This is a genomic window from Affinirhizobium straminoryzae, from assembly GCF_007004135.1.
GTDB lineage: Bacteria > Pseudomonadota > Alphaproteobacteria > Rhizobiales > Rhizobiaceae > Neorhizobium > Neorhizobium straminoryzae.
In genome coordinates this window covers 16,418-41,847 of the sequence record NZ_VJMG01000076.1, presented here as the reverse complement: position 1 = coordinate 41,847, position 25,430 = coordinate 16,418, and the positions used below count along the sequence as shown (strand labels likewise).

General features: G+C 61.7%; 25 protein-coding genes. 10 read left to right on the top strand and 15 right to left on the bottom strand.

The annotated features are described in order from the left end of the window. Positions 1–9: 9 nt before the first annotated feature. The 3 genes from FNA46_RS22210 to FNA46_RS22200 are packed head-to-tail and all read right to left on the bottom strand — an operon-like array spanning position 10 to position 2,722. The gene (locus FNA46_RS22210; RefSeq protein ID WP_143127404.1) at positions 10–372 is read right to left on the bottom strand and encodes a hypothetical protein; all 363 of its coding nucleotides are present in this window, start codon (positions 370–372) and stop codon (positions 10–12) included. A 24-nt stretch (positions 373–396) separates the two neighbouring features. Then, positions 397–1,536 (bottom strand): acyl-CoA dehydrogenase family protein, encoded by a 1,140-nt coding sequence (locus FNA46_RS22205; protein WP_143127403.1) that lies wholly within the window; start codon positions 1,534–1,536, stop codon positions 397–399. A gap of 4 nt (positions 1,537–1,540) precedes the next feature. Further along, on the bottom strand, positions 1,541–2,722 hold the full coding sequence (locus FNA46_RS22200) for an amidase (protein ID WP_143127402.1): 1,182 nt from the start codon (positions 2,720–2,722) through the stop codon (positions 1,541–1,543). 450 nt (positions 2,723–3,172) lie between these two features. Here FNA46_RS22200 and FNA46_RS22195 point away from each other — a divergent pair, with 450 nt between their 5' ends. Further along, entirely contained in the window at positions 3,173–3,739 is a 567-nt protein-coding gene (locus tag FNA46_RS22195) for a nuclear transport factor 2 family protein (protein WP_143127401.1), read from the top strand. Between the two features lie 96 nt (positions 3,740–3,835). Here FNA46_RS22195 and FNA46_RS22190 read toward each other — a convergent pair whose 3' ends face one another. Genes FNA46_RS22190 through FNA46_RS22175 form a run of 4 tightly spaced genes read right to left on the bottom strand, consistent with a single transcriptional unit; the run spans position 3,836 to position 7,669 of the window. Further along, entirely contained in the window at positions 3,836–5,347 is a 1,512-nt protein-coding gene (locus FNA46_RS22190) for an aldehyde dehydrogenase family protein (protein ID WP_143127400.1), read from the bottom strand. Between the two features lie 57 nt (positions 5,348–5,404). Next, positions 5,405–6,247: an intradiol ring-cleavage dioxygenase gene (locus FNA46_RS22185; RefSeq protein ID WP_143127399.1), complete on the bottom strand. Its 843-nt coding sequence runs from the start codon at positions 6,245–6,247 to the stop codon at positions 5,405–5,407. Then, positions 6,244–7,326, bottom strand: a complete 1,083-nt coding sequence (locus FNA46_RS22180; protein WP_143127398.1) for a maleylacetate reductase — start codon at positions 7,324–7,326, stop codon at positions 6,244–6,246. The genes FNA46_RS22185 and FNA46_RS22180 overlap by 4 nt, the downstream gene beginning before the upstream one ends. Position 7,327: 1 nt before the next feature. Further along, a complete protein-coding gene (locus FNA46_RS22175; RefSeq protein WP_244617945.1) occupies positions 7,328–7,669 on the bottom strand; it encodes a Dabb family protein in 342 nt (113 codons plus the stop codon). A 203-nt stretch (positions 7,670–7,872) separates the two neighbouring features. Between FNA46_RS22175 and FNA46_RS22170 the strand changes: the two genes are divergently transcribed. Then, entirely contained in the window at positions 7,873–8,808 is a 936-nt protein-coding gene (locus FNA46_RS22170; RefSeq protein ID WP_143127397.1) for a LysR family transcriptional regulator, read from the top strand. Positions 8,809–8,831: 23 nt separating this feature from the next. Beyond that, positions 8,832–9,215 carry a VOC family protein gene (locus FNA46_RS22165; protein ID WP_143127396.1) on the top strand — a complete coding sequence of 128 codons (384 nt, stop codon included), beginning with the start codon at positions 8,832–8,834 and terminating at the stop codon, positions 9,213–9,215. A 3-nt stretch (positions 9,216–9,218) separates the two neighbouring features. On the opposite strand, the gene FNA46_RS22160 is transcribed toward FNA46_RS22165, so the two are convergent. Then, positions 9,219–10,244, bottom strand: a complete 1,026-nt coding sequence (locus tag FNA46_RS22160) for an AraC family transcriptional regulator (RefSeq protein ID WP_143127395.1) — start codon at positions 10,242–10,244, stop codon at positions 9,219–9,221. Between the two features lie 141 nt (positions 10,245–10,385). On the opposite strand from FNA46_RS22160, the gene FNA46_RS22155 reads away from it, so the two are divergent. From FNA46_RS22155 to FNA46_RS22140, 4 genes are all read left to right on the top strand, one after another. Then, positions 10,386–11,831 carry an APC family permease gene (locus FNA46_RS22155; protein ID WP_143127394.1) on the top strand — a complete coding sequence of 482 codons (1,446 nt, stop codon included), beginning with the start codon at positions 10,386–10,388 and terminating at the stop codon, positions 11,829–11,831. 128 nt (positions 11,832–11,959) lie between these two features. Continuing rightward, entirely contained in the window at positions 11,960–13,099 is a 1,140-nt protein-coding gene (locus FNA46_RS22150) for an ornithine cyclodeaminase family protein (protein ID WP_143127393.1), read from the top strand. 91 nt (positions 13,100–13,190) lie between these two features. Then, a complete protein-coding gene (locus FNA46_RS22145) occupies positions 13,191–13,613 on the top strand; it encodes a RidA family protein (RefSeq protein ID WP_143127392.1) in 423 nt (140 codons plus the stop codon). A gap of 43 nt (positions 13,614–13,656) precedes the next feature. Continuing rightward, positions 13,657–14,952: an NAD(P)/FAD-dependent oxidoreductase gene (locus tag FNA46_RS22140; protein WP_143127391.1), complete on the top strand. Its 1,296-nt coding sequence runs from the start codon at positions 13,657–13,659 to the stop codon at positions 14,950–14,952. Between the two features lie 118 nt (positions 14,953–15,070). Here FNA46_RS22140 and FNA46_RS22135 read toward each other — a convergent pair whose 3' ends face one another. The 6 genes from FNA46_RS22135 to FNA46_RS22110 form a co-directional block, all read right to left on the bottom strand. Then, positions 15,071–16,303 carry a sensor domain-containing phosphodiesterase gene (locus tag FNA46_RS22135; RefSeq protein ID WP_143127390.1) on the bottom strand — a complete coding sequence of 411 codons (1,233 nt, stop codon included), beginning with the start codon at positions 16,301–16,303 and terminating at the stop codon, positions 15,071–15,073. After that, entirely contained in the window at positions 16,304–16,663 is a 360-nt protein-coding gene (locus tag FNA46_RS22130; RefSeq protein ID WP_143127389.1) for a hypothetical protein, read from the bottom strand. A gap of 316 nt (positions 16,664–16,979) precedes the next feature. Then, a complete protein-coding gene (locus FNA46_RS22125) occupies positions 16,980–18,053 on the bottom strand; it encodes an ABC transporter ATP-binding protein (RefSeq protein ID WP_143127388.1) in 1,074 nt (357 codons plus the stop codon). Between the two features lie 13 nt (positions 18,054–18,066). Then, on the bottom strand, positions 18,067–18,915 hold the full coding sequence (locus FNA46_RS22120; protein ID WP_143127387.1) for a carbohydrate ABC transporter permease: 849 nt from the start codon (positions 18,913–18,915) through the stop codon (positions 18,067–18,069). Next, positions 18,908–19,840 carry a carbohydrate ABC transporter permease gene (locus FNA46_RS22115; RefSeq protein ID WP_143127386.1) on the bottom strand — a complete coding sequence of 311 codons (933 nt, stop codon included), beginning with the start codon at positions 19,838–19,840 and terminating at the stop codon, positions 18,908–18,910. The genes FNA46_RS22120 and FNA46_RS22115 overlap by 8 nt, the downstream gene beginning before the upstream one ends. A gap of 93 nt (positions 19,841–19,933) precedes the next feature. Beyond that, positions 19,934–21,238: an ABC transporter substrate-binding protein gene (locus FNA46_RS22110; protein WP_143127385.1), complete on the bottom strand. Its 1,305-nt coding sequence runs from the start codon at positions 21,236–21,238 to the stop codon at positions 19,934–19,936. Positions 21,239–21,423: 185 nt separating this feature from the next. Between FNA46_RS22110 and FNA46_RS22105 the strand changes: the two genes are divergently transcribed. The 3 genes from FNA46_RS22105 (at position 21,424) to FNA46_RS22095 (ending at position 24,538) form a co-directional block, all read left to right on the top strand. Then, on the top strand, positions 21,424–22,635 hold the full coding sequence (locus FNA46_RS22105; RefSeq protein ID WP_143127384.1) for an ROK family transcriptional regulator: 1,212 nt from the start codon (positions 21,424–21,426) through the stop codon (positions 22,633–22,635). A 141-nt stretch (positions 22,636–22,776) separates the two neighbouring features. Beyond that, positions 22,777–23,877, top strand: a complete 1,101-nt coding sequence (locus FNA46_RS22100) for a Gfo/Idh/MocA family protein (RefSeq protein ID WP_143127383.1) — start codon at positions 22,777–22,779, stop codon at positions 23,875–23,877. A gap of 19 nt (positions 23,878–23,896) precedes the next feature. After that, positions 23,897–24,538 (top strand): ThuA domain-containing protein, encoded by a 642-nt coding sequence (locus tag FNA46_RS22095; protein WP_143127382.1) that lies wholly within the window; start codon positions 23,897–23,899, stop codon positions 24,536–24,538. A gap of 109 nt (positions 24,539–24,647) precedes the next feature. Here the strand turns inward: FNA46_RS22095 and FNA46_RS22090 are convergent, their stop codons facing one another. Further along, positions 24,648–25,430, bottom strand: coding sequence for an ABC transporter permease (locus FNA46_RS22090; RefSeq protein WP_143127381.1), 783 nt, complete (start codon positions 25,428–25,430; stop codon positions 24,648–24,650).

The window sequence follows — 25,430 nt, the reverse complement described above, 5'->3', positions numbered from 1 at the left end:
CTCTCATATTCAAAGTTCGGGAATGGTGAGCGCCCGGCCCATGCGGGCTTCGACGCGCATGTATTTCCAGAGGCGGTGATCCGCGTCATCGACGACGATCGTGCGCAGCAGGTTGCAGGCCGCAATCACCGATTGCCGGTCGGGGAAATCGCACAGCATGTACCAGGTGAAGGGGAAGGACGGCGATGTGCCGACCTGGGTCTGGTCGTCATCAAGCGTGCCGAGGACGGTGACGCCTTCGAGTCTGGAAACGCCCGACATGAAGGCCTGCGTCGCCTTCCAGACGGCGCCGATTTCGCCGAAAGGCAGATCGAAAAAGGCCGGCTGCACGGCAAGACAAAGAAGGGTACGGATGGGTGTCGGTTCAGACATGAGACTAATCCTTTCGTGCCGTGATCACGGATAACCGGGCGGTGTCTGCTGGTCGAACAGGGCGGCGCCTGCTGCCTGCCAGCTTCCGGAATTGATGAAGGCGTGTTGGGCGACGCAGGCCGCGTCGATCATCTTGCGGCCGAGCGGATGGCCGGTCGCCATGGCTTCCGACCCCCCCATGACGAAGGCGAGACGGGCAGCCTCAGCGCCGTCCTGCGCGGCCTTGGAGGCGGCATGACGCAGGCGGATGAGTGTCGGGCGGTCGACTTCCCCGTTCGTCTGCATCTGCCGCCAGCCGTCCTCTATGGCGTCGTAAAAGGCCGAGCGTGCGCCCATCAGAATGCCTTCCGCCTTGGCAAAGTCGATCTGGATGTAGGCGCGCGCCGCCGGGCTCGGAGCGCCGGTGACGGAGGCGCGCGCGAGGGCATTGGCATGCACCCAGTCGAGCGCCGAGCGCGCCGCGCCGAGCGCCACGACGGCCAGAACCTGCGCTGCAAGCGCCATGGCCGGATAGCGGAAGATCAGGTCGTCCTGCTGCGGCTTGCCGCCGCGAATGAAGGTCCATTCCTCCGGTACAATGGCCTTGTCGATGACAATGTCGTGGCTGCCGGTGGCGCGAAGGCCGACCGTGTCCCAGTTCTCGTCGACGGACGCCTTGGCGCGCGGCAGCACGGCCGTGCGCGGAAGCGGGCTGTTCTCCCCCTCGATCTTGATGCCGGCGCCGACAATATCGGCCCCCATGACGCCCGAGCCCCAGGGCCAGCGGCCGGAGACTTCCAGTCCGCCTGCCACGCGCCTGGCGGGTTGCGGGGGGAACATCGCACCGGCAAAGACCGTATTCGGGTCTGTACCATAGATCGCGGCATAGGTTTCCGGCGGCAGCGATGCGAGATAAGTGGCGGAAACGCCGAAACTTGCCACCCAGCCGGCAGAGGCGTCGGCGGTTGCAATCTCTTCGATCAAGCGACAGAAATCCTGCGGAGCCAGTTCGTCACCGCCGAAGCGCTTCGGCACGAAGGCGCGGTAGACCCCGACCGCCTGAAACTGGCGGACGATATCCTTCGGAATATGGCGCAGCGCCTGGAATTCCTCAGCGCGCGCACGAATTTCCGACTTCAACGCGTCCAGTGCGCCTGCCGAGGCCGGAGGGGCATGATAATTCATCGTTTCATTCCTTCGTCTGGAAAATCGGGTTGTCTTCGACGAGACGGCGGGCAATCGCGATCAGCCGGGCATCTGCACCCTTGGCTGCCACGAGCTGGATGCCGGAGGGCAGGCCGTCCACCGTTCTCGCCGGCAAAACGAGGGCCGGATGGCCTGAGAGATTGAACGGACGCAGGTAGCGTGTCAGGGTCAGCACCTTGGCCGGATCGCTTGCCTCCGACAGTCGCGGTGGCGGCAACGGCAAGGCCGGGGTCATGAGCACGTCGAACCGCTCGAGGAGCGCATCGATATCTGCGGTAAAGCGCACGCGGACATTTTCGGCTTCCGCCATATCGGCATCGGTGGCATTCCGTGCGCCCTCCAGACGTTTTCGCACGTCCTCGCCCAGCAGTTCCGGGCGCTCGAGCAGCGCGATATTGGCGAGAAGCGTTTCGCGGGCGATGATCGTCATGCCGGCCTTGAACGCGGCGTCGAGGAGCGGCAGCTCAATGTCCTTGATTGCGCCGTCGCCGTCAGTCCGGACCGCCAGCATCGCCTCAGCCATTCGCGGCTCGATCTCCACGTCCATGCCCAGCCGAGCGAGACGGAGCGGGCCTTCGAAAATTTCGGCCTGAAACGTGGGATCAATGGCCCCCATGGCTTGCTCGATCATTCCCACCGTGCGGGCGAAGGGACCAATGCAGTCCAGCGACGATTGCACCGGCAATGCTCCCTTGCGGCTGACACGACCGAAGGTCGGCTTGAAGCCAATGACGCCGCAGCAGATCGCCGGCTGGCGGATCGAACCGCCCGTGTCCGTACCGATGGCGAAATCGACGAGACTGGCTGCAACAGCCGCTGCGGAGCCGGAGGAGGATCCACCGGGAATACGGTCGGGAAAATGCGGGTTGAGCGGCGTTCCCTCGAACGCGTTGATGCCGGTCATGCCATAGGCGAGCTCATGCATTTTCGTCTTGCCGAGGATTCGACAACCGGCGGCAATGAGGTTCGCCACGACATCAGAATGAGCCTTGGCCGGTGCAGCATCGGCCAGCGCGCGGGAACCGCAGCGCGTTACCAACCCCTCGATGTCGAGACAGTCCTTGATGGCAACGGTCGCGCAGCCTTTTGCGCTCCCTTGGGAGCCGGCCGCACATTGCGATGCAAAGACGCCATAGGCGTCCGGATGACTGGATAGATGTCGCATTGAACAGTCGGGCTTTTCGCCCGTTCCCCATTTATTACGTGAATATTACTGTAATTGTGGGGCCTGTCAATCGGCTGATGGGGAAAGCAATATTTTTATTATTGAAAATCAGATGCTTGCAATAAAGTGCCACGGCTTCGCCCTCGGCGGAACGGTGATCCGCGTGCAGCCATGTTCAATCGTCTTGCGCCCTCGCTCCACGTCGAGGACCTCAGAACATCGCTATAGCACGCGACGTCCGTCATCATTTTTGCGGAATCCGGAAAACTGTTTTCCGCAACAATGCGTCCTTGCTGCAGCTCCAATGAGAACAGAGGTTTGGCGATGCTCATGGAGCCGATATCGCAAAATTACGTGAATATTACCGCTTGACCCTCGTTCTTCCGGAGCTAGGATTTTGTTGAAGCGCGCCCGCTCAAGGGCCCAAGCGCCGGGAACGGGATAATCATCATGACCAGCCAGACTGATATCGCGGCGCTTGTGCGCCGCATCGAAACGCTTGAAGCCGAAGCCGATATCCGCCGCATCCAGGCGCGCTACATGTTTCTCTGCGATACGCCCAACCCGGAATTCGGCGTCGCCGACGATGCCGCTCGCATCGAGCTGATCATGCAGCTCTACACGGAAGATGCCGTCTGGGAGGGGGTCGGCGAATATTACGACAACCAGTTCGGTCGCGCCGTCGGGGCTGCCGCCATCCGCAAGCATTTCCAGAGTTTCTGGGGCGGCAAGACCGATCCGGCCCTGATCCTCAATTGCCATTATCTGACCTCCGAGCAGATCCACGTTCATGAGAACGGCACGACGGCGGACGGCCAGTGGGTGCATATGCAGCCCTGGCTCTTCTCCGACGGCAAGGCACTGCTTCGCTCTTCGCGTCTGAACAACGCGTTCCGCAAGGAGCCGGACGGCGTTTGGAAGATCACCCGCACCCGCACGGAAAACGTCTTCGTCGCGCCGCTGCCGGCCACCTGGGCCTCGGATTATCCGTCGAAATCGGTGCTGATGAAGCCTTGACAAGCCTGGCGGAGGGTCGGCCACGGCCTCCGCAAACTGTCCACACAGACAGGGCCGGTTTTCGCCGGCCCTTTGCGTTTCATGAACACTCGTCGTCTATTCGCGGTAGGCGATGCAGACGGCCTTCGTTTCCAGATAGTTTTCGAGCGCGCGGCTGCCATGCTCGCGGCCGATGCCGGACTGCTTACGGCCGCCGAACGGCATGTTCTGGTCGGGGATGTTGTGGCTGTTGACCCAGACCGTGCCGGCCTGGATTCTCGGCACATAGCGCATGACCTTGTTGAGATCGTTGGTCCAGATCGATGCCCCGAGGCCGTAGCGGGTGTCGTTGGCCTTGGCGATCGCCTCGTCCGCGTGCTCGAAAGGTGTGATCATGACGACCGGACCGAAGACTTCGTCCTGCATCAGCGACATGTCCTGGCGGACATCGGTGAACAGTTCCGGGGCGACGAAGAATCCCTTGTCCGGTGCGCTACCGTTGATGACCGGTGTCGCGCCTTGCTCGATGCCGCGTGCGATGCAGGCCTTCACGTGCTTCTGATGTTTGGCGGAAACCAGCGGGTTGATCTGATTCATCGGATTGAGGCCTGAGCCGATCGCGAGGCTGCGCGACACGTTGGCAATCACCTCAAGCGCCTTCTCGTAAATGCCCTTCTGCGCATAGATGCGCGTACCGGCACAACAGGTCTGTCCGGTGTTGAAGAAGACGCCGATGCCGGCGGCAGCGCCCAGAAGGTCGAGATCCATATCGTCAAACATGATCATCGGGGCCTTGCCACCGAGTTCGAGCGTCACCCGCTTCATGTCTTTCATGGCCTGAATGCCGATCAGTTTGCCGGTCTCTGTGGAGCCAGTGAAGGTGATCTTGGCAACGCCCGGATGTGCGACGAGGGCAGCGCCTGCGGTTTCGCCCATGCCGGTGACGACATTGACCACGCCTTCCGGGAAGCCGGCCTCGCGGCAGAGTTCGACGAGGCGAATGGAGGTCAGCGGCGTTTCCTCGGCCGGCTTAAGGACCACGGTGCAACCGGCGGCGAGCGCGGGGGCAATCTTCCATGTCGCCATGTTGAGCGGGAAATTCCACGGCGTGATCGCTGCAACGACGCCCACCGGTTCCTTGCGGGTATGCGCCTGATAGCGCATGCCCGGTGGAATGGCGATCGAGACATCGAGCGTCGAGCCTTCGATCCTGGTTGCAGCGCCCGCCATATAGCGGAAATAGTCGGCCGAAGACTGCACCTCGATGAGGCGCGACAGCAGGATCGACTTGCCCTGGTTCAACGTTTCGAGCTGGGCGAGCTCCTCGCCGTTTTCCTCAATGAGGTCGGCAAGCTTCAGCATCAGCGCCTGGCGCTGCACCGGCAGCATTTTCGACCACGGCCCCTCGAAGGCTGCGGCGGCCGCCTTGACGGCACGGTCGACATCGGTTGCGTCACAGGCCGGGACACGCGCCAGCACCTCGCCGGTGGCGGGGTCGGTGACGGCGTAGGTCGCACCGGATGCGGCAGCAGAAGACTGCCCATCAATGATGACCTTCGGAGAGCGGAGGAAATCGGCAATGCTGGCAGAAATCGTTTCGACGGAGCTGTCGGGCTGGGCAATTCTCATGGTCGTCCCTCTGTCGGTTCTTGTTTTTGAAGACTTGGCGTGCCGTCCGATGGCCGGTCACGCCGTCTGGCGGCACAGAACGAAATCGTAATCCGCGCGCCATACCTCGCTTGGCGTGTCGGTCTTCAGATACTCAACAATCAGCGTTTCCTTGACCCCGAAGACGGCGTCGGATGCCAGATAGCGGTCGCCGGCAACGAAGATATGCGTGATGAGGCGTCGGTGGCCGGGGGCCGTAACCATGAAGTGCATATGCGCCGGTCGCCATGGATGGCGCCCGAGTGCTGCCAGCATCTTGCCGACCGGCCCGTCGTCGGGGATCGGGTAGGATACCGGCTTGATACCGCGAAACGCGTAGACACCGTCAGGGCCCGTGCGGAACCGTCCACGATTGTTGAAAGCGGGCTGGCTGTCCGGCTGCTGGACATCGTAGAAACCGTCTTCATTGTCGGACCAGACATCGACGATGGCGTTCTCGATCGGCTTGCCGTCGAGATCAAGCACGCGGCCGCTGTAAAGGCAGACCTCGCCCTTCCCATCTAGGCTGATATTCGCTCCCATGTCGCGCTCGGGCGCACCATCGACGTGGAACGGTCCAAAAACGGTCGTCTCCGTCGCGCCATCGGGCGCGCGGTGGTTGATGGCGTCAACCAGCATCGAAACACCGAGCGTGTCGGACAACAGAATGAATTCCTGCCGGTTGCCGCAACAGATTTGCCCGGTCTTGGTCAGGAAATCGATGGCCGTCTCCCATTCCGCTTCCGTCAGTTCAACATCGCGGATGAAGGCGTGAAGGTGATTGACCAAAGAAGTCATCACCTTGCGCAGACGCGGTGAAGCGTCAGCTCCTATCCGGCCGTTGACGACCTCGGTTGACGTGTCCTCCGTGAAATAACTCATGCGGTCTCCCTCCCATCCGCCAAAGGCAGCGCACCTTCGAAGGCACGTTGCAGCAGCCCGCGGATCGCTTCCGGCTGAAGCGGGCGCGGGTTCCAGTAGCTGTTTTTCAGTGCCAGTTCCGTGGCGCGATCGAGTCCATCTTCGGGCATGCCAATCTCCGACAGACCGGTTGGCGCATGGATCGTGCGGGCAAGATCCTGCAGGGCACGGGCCGGATCTTGTCCCAGAACGGTCGTCAAAGACGCCATGACCTCCGGAATCGCGGCTGCATTGTAGGCAAGAGCATGTGGCAGAATGACCGTGTGCGTCTCGGAATGCGGCAGATCGAAACTGCCACCCAGCGTGTGGCAGAGCTTGTGATGAAGGGACATACCGACGGCGCCAAGGCACATGCCACACAGCCAGGCACCGTACAGCGCATCAAAGCGGGCATCGCGATCCCGCGGGTCCTGCGCGATTTTCGGCAGGGAAGTGGCAAGCGCCTTCACGGCCTCAAGTGCTAATGCGGAAATCACAGGATTGCCGTCTCGCGCATAGAGAGCTTCGACCGCATGGGCGATCGCGTTGATGCCGCTCGTCCCCGACAGGCCCACCGGCAGTTCCATCGTCTGATCGACATCATAAATGACGACTTCGGGCAAAACCCTCGCCGTGGTCTGGGTTGTCTTGATGCCGTTTTGTGTCTCGCCCAGGATCGGGGTCATTTCAGAACCCGCATAGGTGGTCGGCAAGACGATTTGCGGCAAATCGGTTCGCAGCGCGATGGCCTTTCCCAGTCCGGTCGTGGATCCGCCGCCAACGGATACAATGACATCCGCTGAAAGCTTCGATGCACATTCGGTGGCTCGCTCGCTGACATCGACCGGCGTGTGCATGACGGCTTCGGCAAAAATCCCGGCCGAAGCGCTGCCAAGCAGGCTTGCCAGATGCGCGGCCTGCCCCTCCTGGTGCGGGGTCGACAGAATGAGCGCTCGCGAGGCACCGAGACGTGCAACCTCTTCCGGCAGCCTGTCCGTCGTTCCGAATCCGAAGAGAACGCGCGCGGGATGTCCCGTGTATACGAAGCCGCGATGTTCCATCTCAATCTGCCTTTCGCTGCGCAACGGGGTAATCCACCTGATGCCGTCCGATGCGCAGGCCCTCCAGCCTGTCACGCACTTCAAGATGCGCGGGATGCGTTGCATAGGCCTCCAGTGCATCGACGCTTTCGAATTGCGTCACAAGAACGACATCGCATGCATAGGAAATTCGGCTCGTATCCACGCCGATCTCCAGACTCGTCATTCCGGGGATGCGACCTCTCAATCCCTCGAACTCCCGCTGGACGGTGGCAATCGCCCTTGCCCTCTGCTCTGGCGTCGTCCCCGCGACGTCCCACATCACGATGTGGCACATGGCGGGATTGGTCGTGGGTACAGACATGGACGTCCTCCGTTCGTCTTCTTGCGGCGACATTCCGCGCTGCCACACCCTCTCACCGTCCATTTGGGTGATAAATCATGCAACATGAAAAACTATCTTGCTGCTTGCGCAACAATCGCGCCGGCTCCTCCGCCGCTATTGCATTTCCCGCCATGATATGTGTGAATATTACCGTATTTGGGAGAGGCGACAAGTCTGACGTCATGGACCGCTTTACGGAGCTGGAAGTTTTCATCCGAATTGCCGATGAGGAGAGCCTGACCCGGGCTGCCGACCTGATGGGGCTCTCTGTCTCCGGGGTCAGTCGTTGCCTGACGAGCCTGGAAAACCGGCTGGGAGTCCGGCTTGTCCAACGAACGACCCGACAACTGTCATTGACGCTTGAGGGAGAGCGTTTTGCCCGCTATGCCCGGGAAATCCTGGCGACGCTCAGCAATGCGGAAGCAAGTGTCAGTGCGGTGGCTGCGGAGCCTTTGGGTACTCTGAGGATCGGCACATCTCTGTCGTTCTCGCTTCTCCACCTCATTCCGGTGATCCGCCAGTTCAAGACGGATCATCCGGCTGTGCGCATCGACCTGCAGGTGTCCAACCGCTATTATGACCTGATCGAGAACGGTCTCGATCTGGCGATCCGAACGCGCAGGGTCGAGAGCGATAGTTCCGTGACGATACGTCGCCTGGCGGAAGTGCCGCGCCTGTTGACGGCAACGCCTGCCTATCTTCAGCGACACGGCCTACCTGCTGACCCGGAGGAACTGTCGCAGCATGCGCTGCTCCTCTACACGCTGTCGGAGGACTGGGAGCACCTGACCTTCCATCGCAGGGGCGTCATGAAACGTCTTCCGGTCAGCGCCGAATTCAGTTGCAACGATGGCCAGGCACTTCGCCGCGCCGCCTTGAACGACATGGGCATTCTGGTGCAGCCGGCCTACATCGTGCAGGACGACCTTGCGGCCGGTCGGCTTGTGTCGGTCCTGTCGGAATGGAAGCTCCATCCCCTGACGATGAACGTTGCCTTTCCGACACGAACTCATCTGCCTGCCCGCACCCGGCTCTTCATCGATGCCCTTGTCCGCTACTTCCGCGAGAAGGATCTGGAGCGGATCTGGGCCTGTTCAGCCGAAGATAATTCCGCTTGAGCCACACCCGAAAAGGAAACTTCATGCCCGCAACGACCGCCTATGTCGAACACACGGCCTTCCGTGTCCGTGAAATTCTTCCGCTTGTCGCCTTCTTCGCCGAGGTCCTCGACATGGGAGTGACCCAGATGGATGGCGATGCACAATCGCCCAGGCAGGTGTGGCTGCAAGGTGGTGTGCAGCTGATCGCCGATCCCGATTTTGGAGGGCCAGACGGACGTTTCGGACACCTTGGAATTGTCTGCAAGAATGTGTCCGCCGCGATCGACGCGGCGCGGGCGCGGGGCGCGGTATCGACGACCAGGGGCGATCACTGGCTGCTTCTGGAAGACGGCCTTTTGCTGGAGTTCCTGCCCGAGAAAAACGATGCGGTCGATATCATTCGCGGCCTCGATCCGCGCCTGTGATTGTCACTTGCCTGTCCGAGACGGAGCATGGCCGGTCCAGCCCTTGAAGGCCCGGCCGAAGACAGCGCTGTCGGCATAGCCAAGCGTCTGGGCAATCTCCGCGACGGAGGTCTTCTTGCCGGCTGCAAGCAGATTGGCAGCCAGCTGCCGCCGATAAGCCTGTGTGATGGTGCGTACGCTTGTCCCCTCCCGCTCGAGCTGGCGCTGCAAGGTCCTGGCATTCATGCCAAGCTCCTCCGACAAAAAGCCGATCGTGATCGGCCGGCGGCCGAGATAATGCTCGATGAGTGTCGTCACCTTTGACGTCAGGCTCGAGCCGACATCCGTTTCTCCAATCAGATCGAGGATATGCCGCTCAAGGATTGCCGCCAGTTCTTTGTTATCGCTGCGATAGACGCGGGTGATGTCGTCCGTGCGCATGATCATGCGGTTGCTCGACTGGCGGAAGAGAACCGGTGCACGGAAGATCCTGCGTAGCACCTCCGGGTCAGCGGGCGCGTCATGCTCGAAGTGCACCTCTTCCGGTTTCCAGGCGGACGAGAAATTGGAACGCACCAGTTGGCAGCTTGCAGCCAGTGAATATTCCGCATCCTGCCTCCGCGGCCAGATCGACTGATCGGCGATGCGATAGGTCCACACGCATGCGTCGCCATCCTCGACGAAGCTTGAGCTTGTGGAATTCTGCAAGGAGTTGACGAATCTCGCGATCCGCTCGAACGCATCCTTGATCGTCGGCGAGAGAGAAAACAGCATTCCAAGGGGGCCGATGTCAGCCGGCTTGAAGGCCGAGCCCAGCTTGGCCCCGAAATATGGGTCCTCAAGCGCCTGCGCCGCATCCTCGAAAAAGGCAATGAACCGTTGCAGCGGGATGACCGCATAAGGGTCTTCAAGCTGCGATTGCGATAGCCGGTGGCGTGCCAGAAGCACCCGTGCCTTTTCCTGGCGTTTGTCGAACTGATGGATCAGCGGTGTGATGGCAGCCACGCGGATGAACGCGACATTACCCGTCCCCCTGTATGCTTCCCTCATGCCAAGCTCCATGGGCGTCTGCGTCTGATGCGTGAATTGTGACGTAAATTATCAAAACGGTGGCATGGATTGCAATATTGCAGCGCAAAAATCTTCCCTAGATTTCTCAAATAACAATTAAACACATAAAAGGGGTTCAACATGCAAACTGGTGAGAGTCTTACTGCGCCCAGCGGCAAGCTGGCGCGGAATTCCGTCGGCATTGCGCATATCGTCTTCTTCGTGGTGGCTGCTGCAGCCCCATTGACGGCCGTTGTCGGTGCAACGCCGCCGGCCTTCGCCTTCGGCAACGGTGCCGGCGTTCCGGGCGCCTTTGTGCTGGCCGGTCTCCTCTATCTGATCTTTTCCGTCGGCTACACGGCCATGAGCCGACATATCAGCGGTGCCGGGGCTTTCTATACCTATATTGCCAACGGCATCGGCAAGCCGGCAGGCGTTGCGGGCGCGTTCATTGCGCTTTTGACCTACAGCTCCGTGCAGATCGCCGTCTACGGCCTCATCGGCGTCTTCACGAGTGGCGCCATGGCCTCGCTTGGCATTGATCTGCCCTGGTGGGTCTGGTCCTTCGGCTTCCTCATCGTCACGCATCTGGCCGGTCAGCGCAACATCACCTTTTCGGGCGCCATCCTCGGTGTCTGCATGCTGGCCGAAATCGTCATCCTGCTGCTGCTCGATATTGGCATCGTCCTGCATGGCGGCGGCCCGGAAGGCATGAGCGCCTCGACCTTCATGCCCTCGACCGTCTTCACGCCGGGCCTTGGTGTCTCGCTCGTCTTCGTCGTCGGCTCCTTCATCGGCTTCGAGGCAACCGCCATCTTCGGGGAAGAGGCGCATCGACCGGAAATCACCATACCGCGCGCCACCTACATCTCCGTGCTGTTGATCGCGATCTTCTATGCCTTCTCGACCTGGGCGATCGTTCAGTTCTACGGTCCGTCGAAAATCCAGGAAACGGCCAATGCATCGCTGAATACGTTTTACTTCGACGCGGCGACCCAGGTGCTCGGTGCCTGGGCGGCACATGCGATGAACGTGTTGCTGATCACGAGCCTGTTTGCCTGCATCCTCTCCTTTCACAACACGCTGAACCGCTATTTCTTCGCGCTCGGGCGGGAAGGCCTTGCCTTCGAAGTGCTGGGCAAGGTGCACAAAATCCATGGCTCGCCGCATATTGCCGGCATGCTGCAGTCTGGCATCGCCGCAACGGTCCTCACCGCCTTCGTCATCACGGGCCAGGACCCGCTGGCCGTTGTCTTCTCCTACATGTCGGCGCTTGCGGTTCTCGGCATCCTTTCCGTTCAGGCCATGGTGTCCATCGCCATTGTCATGTTCTTCCGCAGGGACAACAAAGGCTATGGTCCGTGGCGGACCACGGTAGCACCGGTCCTGTCGCTCATCGGTCTTGCCGGCGCGATCGTCCTCGTCATCTCCAATCTCGGCCTTCTGGCGGGCGCGTCGAACATCATCGTCGACTCCTTCCCCGTCATCGTGGCTCTGATCGGAATTGCCGGAGCCTTCTTCGCCTTGTCGATCAAGAGGGCGAGCCCTGAGCGCTATGCCGCCCTCGGTCGCGTCTTCGCCGACTGAGAACAGATCGGGCATGGCGCAAGGCCATGCCCCCGCAGCTGGAACCATATTGTCAAATGCAAACCCGCCCGCGGCCGATGCGCCTGGAGGGCGGACAGCGAAGCCTTACCCGAACGAGAGCCAATACCATGACCGAAAACACCAAGATCGACTTCATCTACCTTTCCGAACAGGACATGATCCGCGCCGGCGTGACCGAAATGCCGGCCTGCGTCGATGCCATGGAAGAAATGTTCGGCCTGCTCTATCACGGCGACTACCGCATGGCGGGCCCGAACAGCGACAGCCATGGCGCGGCCATCAGCTTTCCGGAAAACTCGCCCTTTCCGGACATGCCGAAGCCGACGGCTGACCGCCGCTTCATGGCCATGCCCGCCTATCTCGGCGGCCGCTTCCGCACCGCCGGCATGAAATGGTATGGCTCCAACATCGAGAACCGCGAGAAGGGCCTGCCGCGCTCGATCCTGATGTTCTGCCTCAACGATGCCGATACCGGCGCGCCGCTCGCCTTCATGTCGGCGAACCTCCTGTCTGCCTATCGCACTGGCGCAATCCCGGGCGTGGGTGCCCGCCATCTGGCGCGCAAGGACTCCCGCGTTGTCGGCATTCTCGGTCCGGGCGTCATGGCCAAGACCACGCTTGCCGCCTTCATCGCCGCCTGCCCGAACATCGATACGGTCAAGGTCAAGGGCCGCGGCCAGAAGAGCCTCGACAGCTTCCTCTCCTGGCTGAAGGAAACCTATCCGCAGGTGACGAAGGTCGAGCTCGTCGACACGATCGAAGACGTGGTGCGCAATTCCGACCTCGTCACCTATTGCAATTCCGGCGCGGTCGGCGATCCGTCCACCTACCCGATGGTCAAGCGCGAATGGGTCAGCCCCGGCACGTTCCTCGCCATGCCGGCACTGTGCAACATCGATGAAGGCATGCAGCAGCCGGATATCCGCAAGGTCGTCGACAATACCGGCCTCTACGACGCCTGGTTCCATGAACTGCCGAAGCCGGCGCATGTGCATGTGCCGATCATCGGCGTGAAGTTCCTGGACATGATCGCCGAAGGCAAGATGAGCCGCGACGCGCTGGAAGATATCGGCAAGATCGTTGCCGGCGATGCACCCGGCCGCAAGAACGACGACGAGATCATCATCATGTCGGTCGGCGGCATGCCGGTGGAGGACGTCGCGTGGGGCACGATCGTCTACCGCAACGCCATCGAGCGCGGCATCGGCGTCAAGCTCAACCTCTGGGACGTTCCCGTTCTGCGCTGACCCACTCCCCCTGGGGGCGCCAACTTGGTCGGGCCGCGAACCCTGTCGCGCCCGGCCCCTCTCTTTTCCATCTCAGCAGCAAGGAGCGATCATGACCAAGGTCGTGAAGATCAAGACTGGTTCGAAATTCGAGGACCATGGCAGCTATTCCCGCATCGTGGCCGTCGACAACTGGATTTTCGTGTCCAACACCGCAGGCCGCAATCCCGACACCAAGGAAATCCCCGAGGATGTGGGAGCGCAGACGCATCAGGTCTTCGCCAATATCGAGCGGGCGCTTCAGGCCGTTGGTGCAAGCCTTACCGATGTCGTGATGTCCCGCGTCTTCATCCAGGAGCCGAAGGACACCGAAACCGTGATGACCATCGTGGGTGAAAAGTTCCGCGGTACCGATCCTGCCTCGACGGTGACCTGCCCGCCGCTTGGCTCGACCGTCTACAAGGTCGAGATCGAAGTGACGGCCTATCGCGGCGCCTCCACTGCCGAGATCGAAAAGCGCACCATTTCCCTCTGACGGCCGGCCGCTCCCGCCTGCTCTATTTTCAAGGATGATTGCCATGGCTCCCGCGATTGCACCGGTTCAGACTTCTCCCGATTTCCCCAGGGAAACGACCGTCGTCGTCATTGGCGCGGGGATTGTTGGCCTCACGGCGGCGCTGACGCTGGCGGAGCGCGGCATTCCGGTTGTCGTCCTTGAAAAGGGCCGCGTGGCGGGGGAACAGTCGTCGCGCAATCTCGGCTGGTGCCGCAAGATGGGGCGTTCCGCGCCGGATGTGCCGATGGCGGTCGCTGCCGACCAGCTCTGGGCCGAGATGCCACAGCGTGTCGGTGTCGATGTCGGCTATCGGCAGGCCGGCATCATGTATCTCGCCCGTACCGAAGCCGAGATGGAAATGCATCGTGGCTGGATGAAATCGGTAAGCGATCTTTCGCTCGACTCGAAACTCCTCAGCGCCAGCGAAATCGATGGTCTCGTGCCGGGTGGGCGTGGCCAATGGGCCGGCGGCATCTTCACTGCCTCCGATGGCCGTGCCGAACCGACGCTGGCGCCGAGCGCCATTGCCAATGCCGCCGCCCGCCTCGGGGTAAAGATCGTCGAGAATTGCGCCGTGCGCACGCTGTCGCGTTCCGCTGGGCGGGTGACGGGTGTCGTCACCGAACGCGGAGAAATCCGGTGCAGCGAGGTTCTGCTTGCCGCCGGTCTCTGGTCGCGCAAGTTTCTCGCCAATCTCGGCATCTCGCTACCGACGCTGCCGCTCGTTTCCTCCGTCATGCGGACCGCGCCGATGGACGGGCCGACGGAGATCGCGGTCGGCGGCCCGGACTTCTCCTTCCGCAAGCGCAGCGACGGCGGGTATACCGTCACCCAGCGCGGAGCGCTCGGCGCACCGTTGCTGCTGGACCATCTTCTGATCGGCATGCGCTATCTGCACATGCTGCGCCACCAGCGCAGCCTGTTGCGCATTCATCTGGGTAAGGATTTCCTCGAAGACATCAAGATGCCGCGACGCTGGGGCCCGAGGAGCGTGTCTCCCTTCGAACGCATCCGAACCATGGACCCGAAGGCCGACGAGGAGATCAATGCGGAAGCGATCCGCAATCTCGTGGCCGCCTGGCCGATTTTCAAGGATATGGTGGTTCAGGACGTCTGGGCCGGAATGATGGACATCACGCCGGATTCGTTGCCCGCTATCGGCCGCATCGACCGCATTCCCGGCTTCACGATTGCCACCGGTTTTTCCGGCCACGGCTTCGGAACAGGACCTGCGGCTGGTCAGCTTGCGGCGGATCTCGTCACCAACGCGCCGCCGATCCTCGATCCCGCACCTTACCGCCTGGAACGGTTCAGCTGACAGAACGCGTGCCGGCGGCCGTGCCTTGACGCTGGACAGCCTTCAGGTTCGCTCACCTCGCGAGGGCCGAAACGGACCGGGCGATCCAGAAGACACACGCCGGGACAGTTCCAAAGGCTTACATCGCTGATCCGTCCAATCCGGCTTCAGCAATCGCGGAAGCCGGTTTCGGTCGCCCATAGAGATAACCTTGACCTCTGTCGACGCCGAGCCCCTGGAGGACCAATTCCTCCTCCGCGGTTTCGACACCTTCCGCAACGACCGCCGTGCCTGTCCGCCGGCTATACTCCACCAGCGCACCGACCAAAGCGATACGGCGCTGGTCCTTGTCGATCCCTCGCGTCAGGCTGGTGTCGAATTTGATGATATCCGGCTGTAGCCGCAGGACATGGAGCAGGCTGGAATAGCCTGCGCCGGCGTCATCGATTGCAATGCGCACGCCCGCCTGACGCAATGTCTTCAGCGCGGCTTCGATGGGAGCATAGTCATCAATCGGCGTGTGTTCCGTAATCTCGATCACGAGGCGGGCCGGATCGATCATGGCGGCAAGCGGCATGAGGTCGCCGGTCAGGATGGTCTGCGGGGACAGGTTGATATTGATGGACAGACCGGCCGGAAGCCGGCGACTTTCGTCGATGGCGCGGCGGGCGGCGAGGAGTTCGAGGCGGTTGCCGATGCCGGCACTTGCCGCATCCGCGAACCACTTGTCCGGGCTGCGGACAGGTTCCGAAGCGAAGCGAGACAGCGCCTCGAAGCCGACAATGCTGCGGGAGCAGAGGTCGATGATAGGCTGGAAGGCGATCCCCGGATCGCCGACGCTCAGCGCCCCCTCCACGAGCTTGCGTAATCGCCGACGCTGCTGATGTGCGGTGACATCAGCCGCCAGCATGTTGGCCGTCAGGCCAGCCAACTTATGCAGCAGTTCCAGATCGGCAAGGCCGAGCGTCGGACGTGGCCGGTGGCTGAAGCAACAGAGTGTTCCATAGACGTGGCCATCGTTCAGGCGCACCGGCACGCTCAGATGCGCGCCGATCGGGATCGACGCGGTTTCAGGGATCGTGGCAGCCAGAGGCACCTCTGCCGTATCCGGTATCAGTTCTGGCAGGGCGCGGTGAACAACCTTCTGACAGTAACCTGCACCCAGTGGATGTATGTCGCCCGCGCGGATCGGCGGGTTATCTGTTGCCGTCGAAACGCCGCGGAACAGGCGGGCTGCTCCTGAAAATTCGGCCAGGAACGCGACATCCATGCCCAGATAGGAGCGTATCATGTCGAGAATGATATTGATGTTGGCCGCCACCGGCGTAGACAAGGGGGTCGCCGAGGCACCCAGATCGCGGAAACTGCTCAATCATCCCCCCGTATCGAGCTTGCGTCCGCTGGACATACTCCGACAATGCAGAGCTTGAGAAGCAGGATTTCGCTCAATATCCGCTGAGCGCAAAAACGCGTCACGCGAATCCGATAAGCGCGTATGAGCGTGAATTCTATAACCGAAGCCATCCATATTCAACAATTCCAACATGATGCCCTTGGTTGTTCTGTCGGCAATATTCATGCCTCGGGTCGAATGTGATGTCGTTTGAATTTTGTATTTATTGATCGTCGGGGTCTCCAGGACGCAGAATGCGGCGTAACCATCTCGAACTCCATCGTGGCGCACACGTGTCCCGGTTTCTGCTGGCGACGTTGCGAGCGGATCTGTTGGCATGGAAGGTTTGCTTCATTCTTTTCTGCGAATGTGGACCCTCCGTGTTCGCTAGGCAGATTCATAAGGCGGAACCGCCTTGTTTTCGGGACGTGTCGGACAGGCGCACTTTCCAATTGTCGCATACCAGCCACATCCTGAGCGTCACTCTGAATGAGACCCCCGACGGTCGGATACAAATCAGGAGTGGTTTTGCTGACCGCTGCTTGGGGTATGAAGCCCAACGGGGGCGATGCATGTCATCGTGGAGCGGCTTCTGACCGGCCTTTCACAAGGGACCGCCGGTATGCAATGGGATCATACAGGTCCCGGAGTCGCGCTACAGGGAAAGCCCGCTTGCCCGGTCGAAGACATGCACCTGCGGTGCGGCGATGGATGCGCGGAAGGGCGTGCCGTGGCGGGCGGGGAATGCGCCGTCCACCACGGCGGTCACCGGCTTTCCGGCCAGGGTGAAGACGATGTGGGTCTGGGCGCCGGTCGGTTCCACCACCACCGTATCGCCCTCCAGAACCGTATCGCCGGTTTGGCCGGCGAGGAGATGTTCCGGCCTGATGCCAAGCTGTACCTGCTGGCCGCGGCGGACCTTGCGGGAACCATCGAGGTGAACGAGGGTGCCGTCCGACAGGCGCGCTGCGGGCTGGCCATCCGCACCATCCACCTCGGCTTCCAGAAAGTTCATTGCCGGTGAGCCGATGAAACCTGCGACGAACAGGTTGGCGGGCATCCGGTAAAGATCGAGCGGCGTTCCCACCTGTTCGATACGGCCGCCATTCAGCACCACGATGCGGTCGGCAAGCGTCATGGCCTCGATCTGGTCGTGCGTCACATAAACCGACGTGGTGGCAACCTTCTGATGCAGCGTCTTGATCTCGGTGCGCATGGCGACGCGCAGTTTCGCATCGAGATTGGAGAGCGGTTCGTCGAACAGGAAGACGGCGGGATCGCGAACGATCGCGCGGCCCATGGCCACCCGCTGACGCTGGCCGCCGGAGAGCTGGCTCGGCTTGCGCTCCAGAAGCTCCTCCAGCGCCAGCATGCGTGCTGCTTCTGCCACGCGTGTCCGGATCTCGGGTTTCGGAACGCCGGAGAGTTTCAGGTTGAAGCCCATGTTCTCCGCAACGGTCATGTGCGGATAAAGTGCGTAGGACTGGAACACCATGGCGATGTTGCGCTCGCGGGGGGTGAGAGCATTGACGACCGTACCACCGATCGCGACCTCGCCATGGCTGATGTCCTCCAGCCCGGCGATCATGCGCAGCAGGGTGGATTTGCCGCAGCCGGACGGGCCGACCAGCGCAATGAATTCGCCATCGGCAATCGACAACGACACACCGTGGATCACCTCCAGCGCGCCATAGGCCTTGCGGACATCTCTGAGTTCGACAGACGCCATTTCACTCTCCGGATTACGACTTGACTGCGCCGGCCGTCAGGCCTGCGATGATGTGTTTCTGCGCCAGGAAGAAGACGATGACGGTCGGCAGGATCGTCAATGTGATGAAGGCGAGGACGAGCTGCCATTCCGTTCCGAATTCACCGCGATAGACCATGATGCCGAGCGGCCAGGGATATTTCGTTTCGGTGTTGAGCATGATTAGCGGCAGGATGTAGCTGTTCCAGCTGTTGACGAAGCTGACGATGCTGACCGTGGCCACGATCGGCCGCGACAGCGGCAGCGACACGTGCCAGAAGAAGCGGATGTAGCCGCAACCATCGACGAAAGCCGCCTGGAAGAGTTCGTCCGGAAGGTTTCTGAAGTAGTTGCGGAACAGCAGGATGCTCATGCCAAGCCCAAAGGCCACCTGCGGCAGGATCACGCCCCAGTAGGAGTCGAGCAGGCCGAGATCCCGGATGCGGATGAACAGCGGGAGAATGGCGGTTGCCACCGGAAACATCAGCCCGATCAGGAAGTAGTTCATCAGCTGCGCGGCGCCGAAGAATTTCACATGGGCGAAGGTGAAGGCGGCCATGGCCGAGACGACGACGGTGAGGAAGACGGTGACGCTGGCAATCAGCAGGGAGTTGCCCATCTGCCGCCAGTAGCGTTCGCCGAAGAGAATGTCGGTATAGTTCGACCACACCCATTGCTCTGGCAGGCCAAACGGATTGACACGCAGGTCGCCCAGCGACTTGAAGCCGCCAAGCGCGGTGGTGACCAGCGGCACCAGGACGAGGCAGGCCACGAGTGACAGCGAAAGATACAGATAGAGCCGCGTCGCGGGCTTCATTTTGAGGCCTGATGTCATCTCAGTCATGGCGCATGAAGATCCGTTTGTAACCGAAGGCGAGCGTGACGCAGATGACGAAGAGGACCACGCCGACGGCGCTGCCGAGGCCAACCTGCATGCGTGTCACGCCATAGGTGTAGAGAAAGGTCACCATGGTCTGGGTGGAGTTGGACGGTCCTCCTCCCGTCAGCGGCATCACAAGGTCGAAAAGCTGCAACGAGCCGATGATGGCGAAAAAGACGGAGAGTCGCAGCGTGGACGACAGAAGCGGCAGCGTGACATAGCGGAACTTCTGCCAGCCGGTCGCGCCGTCGATCTCTGCCGCTTCCAGAACGCTTCTGTCGACGGCCTGAAGGCCGGCTATGTAGAGCATCATGTGGAAGCCGAAATATTTCCACACGATCACGGCCAGTACCGCATAGATCGCAAGATCCCGGTCTGCGAGCACATAAGGGGTGGCAACCCCGAAGAAGCCGGCAATGGCGGCGAACAGGCCGTAATCGCCGTCATAGACGAAGCGCCAGATCAGACCTGCCGCGACATCTGCCAGCACGTAGGGAAGAAAGAAGATCAGGCGGAATGTGACGACCCCGGTGATCTTGTGGGCGAGCATCATTGCAAGCCAGATCGCCAGCGGGATCTGGAGCAGCAGCGAGACGACGATGATCAGGCCGTTGTTCACCAGCGCCTGCGTGAAAGCGGCATTGTTGAACAGCACGGAAAAATTCCGGATCCCGACAAAATCCGTCGGCGTGCCATAGCCGTTCCAGCGATAAAGACTGTACCAGGCCGCTTCCCCCATCGGCAGGATGACGAAGAGGGTGAAAAGCAGAAGCGCAGGCGGCAGGAACAGGATCAGCACCGGCAGGCGCCCGCGCGCCGTGGGGCTCTTGTATTTGACCGTGCGCAAGGCCACGGCCGGTGCTGCGACCGACGCCGTCATCTCCGTCATTCCGTCATCTCCTTCTCGAACCACAGGCTGCTTGCGGCCCGGAAAGCGCTCGCCGGTCTGGCCGACCGCGCATTCCGGGCCGCAGCGGAGGCGCTATTCCAGGGCGCGTGCATCCTGGATCATCTGGGCGCCATCCTTCGCAGACATCTGACCCGAGAGGATTTCCACCGAGACATCATTGACGACGCGTCCGACGGAGGGACCGAGATCCTGGTCGAAGAAGTTCTGATGCCAGGTCGAACCGGCCAGCTGGTCGGCTGCCTGCCGCATCAGCGGGTTCTTCAGGCCATCCTCGGCCCCGAGGGCTGCCGGGATGATCATGCCCGCAGCCGCCATCTTGCGTTCCTGCTCGGGGCTCGTGAGATATTTCAGGAAGTCGATCGCGGCGGGCGACGCCTTCTTCGTCACTGCCCAGCCGTTCAGGCCACCCAGCGTATCGGTCACCTTGCCGGGACCACCCTCGACGACGGGGAAGGGAAAGCGTCCGATATTGTCCGCGGCAAGCCCCTTGCCGTCGCCCGCATTCTTTGCCTGGTTGGCTTCGGTGTTCTCGAATCCGAGCAGTATGGCGGCCTTGCCATCGCCGAACACGCCCAGTGTCTGCGGCCAGGTCGCGCCGAGATAGCCGCCCTGGAACGGTTGCAGCTTGCCGAGTTCCGCGAGTTGTTCACCGGCCTTGATGATGGCCGGATCGAGAAAGCCGTCGCCCTCGTTCTTCTTCGCCTTGTCGAAAACGGCCTGGCCGCCGTTGCGCATCACCAGATAGCTCCAGTAGAAGTGCAGCGGCCATTTTTCGCCACCACCGCCGGCAATCGGTGTGATGCCGGCGTCCTTCAGAGTCTTTACCGTTTTCAGGAAGTCATTCCAGGTCTTGATGTCCTCCGCCTTGATGCCGGCCTTCTGGAAAAGCTGCTTATTGTAGAAGAAGGCAACGGTGCCCATGCGGTAGGGTACGGCATAGGTCTTGCCATCGAAGGTCAGGCCGTCGAGCGCGGCGGGCTTGTAGGATTTCGCCCAGGTGCCGCCATCCGCCTTCATGGCGCTGCTGAGATCCTGCAGGGCGCCTGTCTGCGACTGCTGCCGCAGCACGCCTCCACCCCAGCTGTAGAAGAAATCAGGGGCGGCATCCGACTGAAGCAGGGTTGGCAGCTTGGCCTTGAAGGCTTCGTTCTCGAGGAACTGCAATTCGACCCGCACGTCCGGATGCGCGGCATGATAGGCGGCGGCAATCTCCTCCCAGACCTTGAGATTGGACGGCACCGTCTCGACATGCATCCATTTCACGACGGTTTCGGCGCGAGCGGCGGTGGCAAAGGCTCCGAACGCGAGCGAGGTGGCAATTGTCAGGCACGCGAATAGCTCGGCGCGCGGGCGCGCCTTCTCCTGGTGATGCGTCATCCTGTTCTCCTCCCAAGGTGCGCATTTTTTCCTTAACGCGTATAAAATCGGACCAAGCTGCCCGGCCTGTCAACAGAAAAACCGCCCGCTCTCATAAATCCTCGCGGATGGATTGACTTTTGGCCATGCCTTCGGATTATTTTTATCCGGAAGCCGAACATAATGATGCGAGCGCATAGCGATTCATGAAGACTGCCGACCCGGAACTGATGCGCGCCATCAATCGTTTCACCGTGCTGGACACGATCCGCCGCCACGGCCCCATATCACGCGTCGAAATCAGCGAACGCTCGCAACTGTCCACCACCACCGTTTCGGCCATCACCGCCTCGCTGCTGGACGACGGGCTGATCCTGACACGCCATGAAGGAGATATCCGCAATGCTGCGGCAAGAGGGCGGCCGCGCGTGATGCTGGTGCTGAACCCGGATGCCGCCCGGGTGGTCGGCGCCAAGATCGCCGCGCATCAGATGAACTTCGTTGTCACCGATTTCTGCGGCGAGGTGATTTCGCATCTCTCGCTGCCGATCCGCGTCAACCGGCAGCCGGTCGGCGTGATCAGCGACCTGATCGAGGATGGCGTTCGACGGTGCGTGGTCGATGCGGGACTGAGCCTTGATGACATCGATACCGTTTGCATCGGCTTTCCCGGCGTGATCGAGCATCGCACAGGCCTCGTGCGCTCCAGCCCCATTCTCAGTGAGCCGGACGTGGATTTTGCCCGCGAGATGTCACAGCGGCTGAATGTCGCGACCATCGTGGAGAGCGACTCCCATGCCATCACGCTCGGGCATCACTGGTTCGGAAAGGGGCGTGATCTGGACGACATGGTGCTGGTTTCGCTCGAGCAGACGCTGGGGCTTGGCGTGCTGAATGGTGGCCAGTTGTTTCGCGGTGCGGGCGGCCTCAGCCACAATCTCGGCGATCTGATGATGGGTTGCGGACTGGCGGAAACGATCCGTTTGTCCGCTCTGGCCGGCGAGCAGGCCATTCTGGGAGAGCAGTCGCAGCAGGGGCGCTTTGCGGAAGCGGTGCGGCTGGGGCGCGGCATGGCACATGCGCAGACGCTTATTGCCGCGGAGGACAACGGTCTGACGGCTGCTGCCACCCGCGCGGGGGAAGCGATCGGCATTGCGGTCGCCAACATCGTCACGCTGTTCGGGCCACCCCGCGTCGTCATTGTCGGTTCCAGCCTGCTTCTCGGGCACGTCTTCCTGACGACGCTTTCGGAAGCCTATCGCCGCGCCATTCCCCCGTCGATCCGCGAGATCGCCGAACTGGTCTTCGACAATTCGCCGGACGAGATGTGGGCGCAAGGGGCTGCCGTCGTGGCGCTTTGCGAGCTCTACGAATCCCCCTGGGGAACCACCGGCCCGGCGCCGGCGCCGCAACATTAGAACACGTCCGAGCCAAAAGTGCGTCAGCGGTTTTGCGTCCGGACTGCGTGAAAACAAAGAGATAGAGCATTTCCAGTGAGCCGGTTTTCGCCGGAAATGCTCTGGACCCATAAGACAGTTTCTCGGACTCTGGGAGGATCCATGGACAAGGTTGGTATCGGTATCATCGGCTGCGGGAACATTTCCTCGGCCTATCTGAAGGCAATGGCCTCCTTTCCCATTCTCGACATCAAGGGCGTGGCGGACCTCAACGAAGAACTGGCGCGCCAGCGTGCCGCCGAATTCGGGCTCGAGGCGAAGACGGTGGAGGCGCTTCTCGCCGACCGGGGGATCGAGATCATCGTCAACCTTACGGTGCCGAAGGCACATGTGAGCGTTGCGATGCGGGCGCTGGAGGCCGGCAAGCACACCTATTCCGAAAAGCCGCTCGGTATCAGCTTTGCCGAGGGACACGCCCTGGCGCTCGCCGCGCGCGAAAAGGGTCTGCGGATCGGGGCGGCGCCCGATACGTTTCTCGGCGGATCGCACCAGACGGCGCGCGAGATGATCGACGCCGGCGTGCTCGGCCAGCCGGTCGGCGGCACGGCCACCTTCATGTGCCCGGGCCATGAACGCTGGCATCCGAACCCCGCCTTCTATTACGAAGTGGGCGGCGGGCCGATGCTGGACATGGGCCCCTATTACATCACCGATCTCGTCAATCTGCTCGGGCCGGTGGACAAGGTCGCGGGCTTTGCGATCGCGCCGCGCAAGGAGCGCGTGATCACCAGCCAGCCCCGTCACGGCGAGATCATTCCGGTCGATGTGGCGACCCATGTGGCGGGCGTGATGGCCTTCCAGTGCGGTGCCGTGGTACAGATCGGCATGAGCTTCGATGTGGCCGGCCACAAGCACGTGCCGCTGGAGATCTACGGCACCGATGGCACGCTGATCGTGCCCGATCCCAATCATTTCGGCGGGCAGATCGAATATCTGAAGAAGGGCGGCAGCTTCGAGCCGCAGGAAACCACGCGCCCCTACGCCGACGGCAATTATCGCTCGATCGGCGTGGCTGACATGGCGCATGCATTGCGAAGCGGGCGTCCACACCGCGCCAATGGCGATCTGGCGCTGCATGTTCTGGAGGTCATGGAAGCCTTCCTGCGCGCCGCCGAGCGCGGCACCACCATCGACATCACCACCAAAACCGAGCGGCCCGCGCCGTTGTCGCAATCCTTGCGCGACGGCCGGCTGGCCCGCTGACACACGGGAGGAGAAGAATATGCGCGAAGCCCTGATCGTCTGGGGTGGCTGGAGTGGCCACGAACCGGAACAATGCGCCGAGATCATCCGCGACATGCTGCAGGCGGATGGCTTCAAGGTCTATGTGGAACGCAGCACCGAGGCCTTTGCCGATCCTTCGATTCACGATCTCTCGCTGATCGTGCCGATCATGACCATGTCGAAGATCGAGAAGGAGGAGGCCAAGAACCTCGCCGCCGCCATCGAGGGGGGCGTCGGTTTTGCCGGCTACCACGGCGGCGCTGGCGACGCCTTCCGCGAATGCGTGGAATACCAGTTCATCGTCGGCGGGCAATGGGTGGCCCATCCCGGCAACATCATCGACTACACCGTCAACATCACGCGTCCTGACGATCCGCTGATGGAGGGAATCGCTGATTTCCCCTATCACTCCGAACAGTATTACATGCATGTCGACCCCTCCAACGAGGTGCTGGCGACGACAACCTTTACCGGCGACCACGCCTGGTGGATCGAGGGTGTCGTCATGCCCGTCGTCTGGAAGCGCCGCTATGGCAAGGGCCGCGTCTTCTACTCCTCGCTCGGCCATGTGGCGCAGGAATTCGAGGTGCCGCAGATGCGCGAGATCTTTCGCCGCGGCGCGAACTGGGCAGCCCGCTAGGGCAGTGCCACGCGCTTTTGCGTGATGACAGGCGTCACGCTTGCCGTCGTGTCGCCAGCGGCCGACGCAAGTTTCGTCCCCGACCGGTGCCGGGGACGAAGCGCCCCGCTCAGAAGCGGTGAATCCTAAGACCCAGGAACTTCTCCGTCACCACGACCACGACGAGTGTCAGGACCACCGACAGCGTGGAGACGGCGGCGGCTTCGGGCGTGAAATTGGTCCTCAGATAATCGTAGAGCTGGATCGGCAGCGTCGCCGTCCCGACACTCTTCAGCATGAACGAGATGGTGAAGATGTCGAAGGAGATGATGAAGGCGAACAGGCAGCCGCCGATCACGCCCGGCTTGATGAGGGGCAGCATGATGCGGCGGAAGCGGGTGAAGGCCCCGGCCCCCAGGCTGCGGGCCGCCATGCTCCAGGCGGGATCGTAGCTTTCCAGCGAGGTCGAGACATTGATGAAGACGAAGGGCAATGTGATCAGCACGTGGCCGACGATCATCGCGAACATGGTCTGCGTGCCGATGCCGATGGCATAGACGAAAAACAGGAGCGCGATCGCGGTTAGCACCTCCGGCAGCAGCAGCGGCGCCATCATCGCGATCCGAACCCCATCCTTCAGGCGGCCGGCAAACTGCACGAAGTAGATGGCCGCCATGGTGCCGATGATGCCGGAGATCACCGTGGAGACGGCAGCGACCCACAGCGAGGTCTTGATGGCGCGCAGGAACACCTCGTTGTTGAAGAAGACCCCATACCAGCGGAAGGACAGGCCTTGTGGCGGGAAGGTCAGGAAGGCGCCGGCATTGAACGAGGCGCCGACGACCACGAGGATCGGGGCCAGCAGGAAGGCGTAGATGATCAGGCAATAGACGGTGAAGACGATGCGGGACAT

Excerpts from the sequence above, each read along its gene's own strand:
- FNA46_RS22210 (WP_143127404.1), bottom strand. The coding sequence starts at position 372 with ATGTCTGAACCGACACCCATCCGTACCCTTCTTTGTCTTGCCGTGCAG.
- FNA46_RS22205 (WP_143127403.1), bottom strand. The coding sequence starts at position 1,536 with ATGAATTATCATGCCCCTCCGGCCTCGGCAGGCGCACTGGACGCGTTG.
- FNA46_RS22200 (WP_143127402.1), bottom strand. The coding sequence starts at position 2,722 with ATGCGACATCTATCCAGTCATCCGGACGCCTATGGCGTCTTTGCATCG.
- FNA46_RS22195 (WP_143127401.1), top strand. The coding sequence starts at position 3,173 with ATGACCAGCCAGACTGATATCGCGGCGCTTGTGCGCCGCATCGAAACG.
- FNA46_RS22190 (WP_143127400.1), bottom strand. The coding sequence starts at position 5,347 with ATGAGAATTGCCCAGCCCGACAGCTCCGTCGAAACGATTTCTGCCAGC.
- FNA46_RS22185 (WP_143127399.1), bottom strand. The coding sequence starts at position 6,247 with ATGAGTTATTTCACGGAGGACACGTCAACCGAGGTCGTCAACGGCCGG.
- FNA46_RS22180 (WP_143127398.1), bottom strand. The coding sequence starts at position 7,326 with ATGGAACATCGCGGCTTCGTATACACGGGACATCCCGCGCGCGTTCTC.
- FNA46_RS22175 (WP_244617945.1), bottom strand. The coding sequence starts at position 7,669 with ATGTCTGTACCCACGACCAATCCCGCCATGTGCCACATCGTGATGTGG.
- FNA46_RS22170 (WP_143127397.1), top strand. The coding sequence starts at position 7,873 with ATGGACCGCTTTACGGAGCTGGAAGTTTTCATCCGAATTGCCGATGAG.
- FNA46_RS22165 (WP_143127396.1), top strand. The coding sequence starts at position 8,832 with ATGCCCGCAACGACCGCCTATGTCGAACACACGGCCTTCCGTGTCCGT.
- FNA46_RS22160 (WP_143127395.1), bottom strand. The coding sequence starts at position 10,244 with ATGAGGGAAGCATACAGGGGGACGGGTAATGTCGCGTTCATCCGCGTG.
- FNA46_RS22155 (WP_143127394.1), top strand. The coding sequence starts at position 10,386 with ATGCAAACTGGTGAGAGTCTTACTGCGCCCAGCGGCAAGCTGGCGCGG.
- FNA46_RS22150 (WP_143127393.1), top strand. The coding sequence starts at position 11,960 with ATGACCGAAAACACCAAGATCGACTTCATCTACCTTTCCGAACAGGAC.
- FNA46_RS22145 (WP_143127392.1), top strand. The coding sequence starts at position 13,191 with ATGACCAAGGTCGTGAAGATCAAGACTGGTTCGAAATTCGAGGACCAT.
- FNA46_RS22140 (WP_143127391.1), top strand. The coding sequence starts at position 13,657 with ATGGCTCCCGCGATTGCACCGGTTCAGACTTCTCCCGATTTCCCCAGG.
- FNA46_RS22130 (WP_143127389.1), bottom strand. The coding sequence starts at position 16,663 with ATGCCAACAGATCCGCTCGCAACGTCGCCAGCAGAAACCGGGACACGT.
- FNA46_RS22125 (WP_143127388.1), bottom strand. The coding sequence starts at position 18,053 with ATGGCGTCTGTCGAACTCAGAGATGTCCGCAAGGCCTATGGCGCGCTG.
- FNA46_RS22120 (WP_143127387.1), bottom strand. The coding sequence starts at position 18,915 with ATGACTGAGATGACATCAGGCCTCAAAATGAAGCCCGCGACGCGGCTC.
- FNA46_RS22115 (WP_143127386.1), bottom strand. The coding sequence starts at position 19,840 with ATGACGGAGATGACGGCGTCGGTCGCAGCACCGGCCGTGGCCTTGCGC.
- FNA46_RS22110 (WP_143127385.1), bottom strand. The coding sequence starts at position 21,238 with ATGACGCATCACCAGGAGAAGGCGCGCCCGCGCGCCGAGCTATTCGCG.
- FNA46_RS22105 (WP_143127384.1), top strand. The coding sequence starts at position 21,424 with ATGAAGACTGCCGACCCGGAACTGATGCGCGCCATCAATCGTTTCACC.
- FNA46_RS22100 (WP_143127383.1), top strand. The coding sequence starts at position 22,777 with ATGGACAAGGTTGGTATCGGTATCATCGGCTGCGGGAACATTTCCTCG.
- FNA46_RS22095 (WP_143127382.1), top strand. The coding sequence starts at position 23,897 with ATGCGCGAAGCCCTGATCGTCTGGGGTGGCTGGAGTGGCCACGAACCG.
- FNA46_RS22090 (WP_143127381.1), bottom strand. The coding sequence starts at position 25,430 with ATGTCCCGCATCGTCTTCACCGTCTATTGCCTGATCATCTACGCCTTC.